Annotated in this window: 2 protein-coding genes; both read right to left on the reverse strand. The window is 36.7% G+C overall.

Annotated elements, in window-relative coordinates:
* A partial coding sequence (locus RMO55_RS09770) for an RloB family protein (protein ID WP_310426133.1) occupies positions 1-494 on the reverse strand: 494 nt, incomplete at its 3' end.
* A 52-nt stretch (positions 495-546) separates the two neighbouring features.
* The gene (locus tag RMO55_RS09775; protein WP_310426134.1) at positions 547-1,776 is read right to left on the reverse strand and encodes an ATP-binding protein; all 1,230 of its coding nucleotides are present in this window, start codon (positions 1,774-1,776) and stop codon (positions 547-549) included.
* Positions 1,777-2,046 lie beyond the last annotated feature (270 nt).

The following is a 2,046-nucleotide window of genomic DNA, read 5'->3' on the forward strand; positions in this document are numbered from 1 at the left end:
TGAGGATCGTAGCTAGCTAATAGATTTATAGCGTGTTTGATAGCTTTTGATTGATTGTCTTCTAAAAGTTTATACATATTCTCACTATTTTTTTCATACTCAATCTGCAACAATTTTGTTAATAGCTTGCCATAATCCTTACGAGGGATTGCTGTATTGTACAAATTGAAATGTAATAAGTACCAGATTTCAAAGCACTCATTAGAATAAGCAACCGATATACCTTTACTTTTAGCCAGTTGCAGAGCGTTGTTAAAGCGTTGAGCAGTTTTATCTGGTGATGGATCTCGATCGAATACACACCATACTCGATTGAATTTCCCATCCTTATTCAACTCTAGAGCCTTTCTAACCACACTAATTGTTTCACATCCAGCCCCAACGATCTCAATTTCTGGTCTAGTACTAACAGGAAAACTTCTAAAATAATTTGGCTCAGTTTTTTTACCTTCACACACAATTAAAAAGGTAGGAATAGGCTTTCTATTACCCATCTTTCGATCTGAGTAGCCTTGACATGAATTAGATCGATCTTTCCTAGACATCTTACTTACCCAATACCCGATTCAAGTCGCCGATAAAAGGAATCGCACCATATTTACCAGCGATATAATCTTGCTCGAATGGTGCATCATCGGGAATCTGATACTCTACTAGAGAATACAAATCTGTTGCTCCATAACGGTCTTTTTCAGTAAACCAGATTTGATCTTTGCGAAACATATTAGCACTCAATAAATTGGTGTCATGAGTGGTGAATATTAATTGGGCATTCCGAGGATTGGTAATAGGTGAATTGAATAATTTGACGATCGCACAACTAATCAGCGGATGTAAACGTGCATCTAATTCATCGACAATCAATATTTCTCCTGCTTGAAGTATATTAATTAGCAATCCTGAGATATTGAATAATTTTTGAGTCCCTGCTGACTCATCCTCATCAAGCTCAAAGTATTCAGTAGCTACTTTATTTCCCTCACGATCGTATTTCCAATGAGCAGTTTTCACTTCATAAGATATTCCACCCGGAAATTCAGGTATTGGTGTCTTAATCATCTGAATATCTTGTATACCCAGATCCAGACTGGTGACTAACCCAATTAAATCTTGAGTCTGATGACCTTGGATCAAGGTATCGATTGTTAAATTATCATAATCATCGTCGTCAAGGCTATTAAATATATTTAATTCATGAAGCCAAACAATAATTTCTCTGGCTATCTTACCATTAAACTGAGCGGCAACAGACAAAAACAATGCGTTTTTTCTAGTTTTATTTTCTAATGATTGACCTTCTCCAAATTTACTAAATACTTTTATTCTGCTGCCTTCTCGATCGAATAGTTGAGATTCCTTTGTTCTTAACGTTTGATACAACCATTCTGATATTACACCTTGACGATCGACCTCAAAGCCATAGCGATATCTAGCAGTCCCAATGATAAAAACCATCTCAAAGTAAGATGGCTCTCCTTCAAATTCAGTATTTAACCGATAAGAATCTGTATTTATCTCACTTGTGATCCGACTACCTACGACAGAATTAATTGTAAATTCTTTCATGAATGAGATGGCACGAACTAGATTGCTCTTCCCACTCGCATTCGCACCATATATAGCAGTACTTTTTAGTAAATTAATTTCTTTTGTTGCCGAAAATAGATTGTTTCTGTTGATAGGATTATCACCCACAACAATCGGTGCTGCTACCATGCTAAAGGTGACAACTTCTTTAAACGATCTATAGTTTCCAACGCTGAATTCAATCAGCATATTTTAAAAAAGACATGCAACATGCATTTTAATTCATCCCAAATTATATCATTTATTTACCACCAAAGAAGTCCCATTTTTAACTGATTTACCGCTAAAGATAAATCCTGACAAAATTAACCTTTGCTGGCTGAATGTTGCTTCAGCACTTGCTTGAGATATTTCCCCGTATGGGATTTAGGATTCTTCGCCACCTGTTCCGGTGTCCCCACGGCTACTAATTCACCACCTTTATTACCACCTTCGGGGCCGAGATCGATCGTCCAGTCG

The sequence above is a fragment of the Chamaesiphon sp. VAR_48_metabat_135_sub genome (assembly GCF_031418915.1).
Classification (GTDB): Bacteria; Cyanobacteriota; Cyanobacteriia; order Cyanobacteriales; family Chamaesiphonaceae; genus Chamaesiphon.

What these genes read in the sequence shown, in the direction of transcription:
- RMO55_RS09775 (WP_310426134.1), bottom strand. Translation starts at nt 1,776, where the DNA reads ATGCTGATTGAATTCAGCGTTGGAAACTATAGATCGTTTAAAGAAGTT.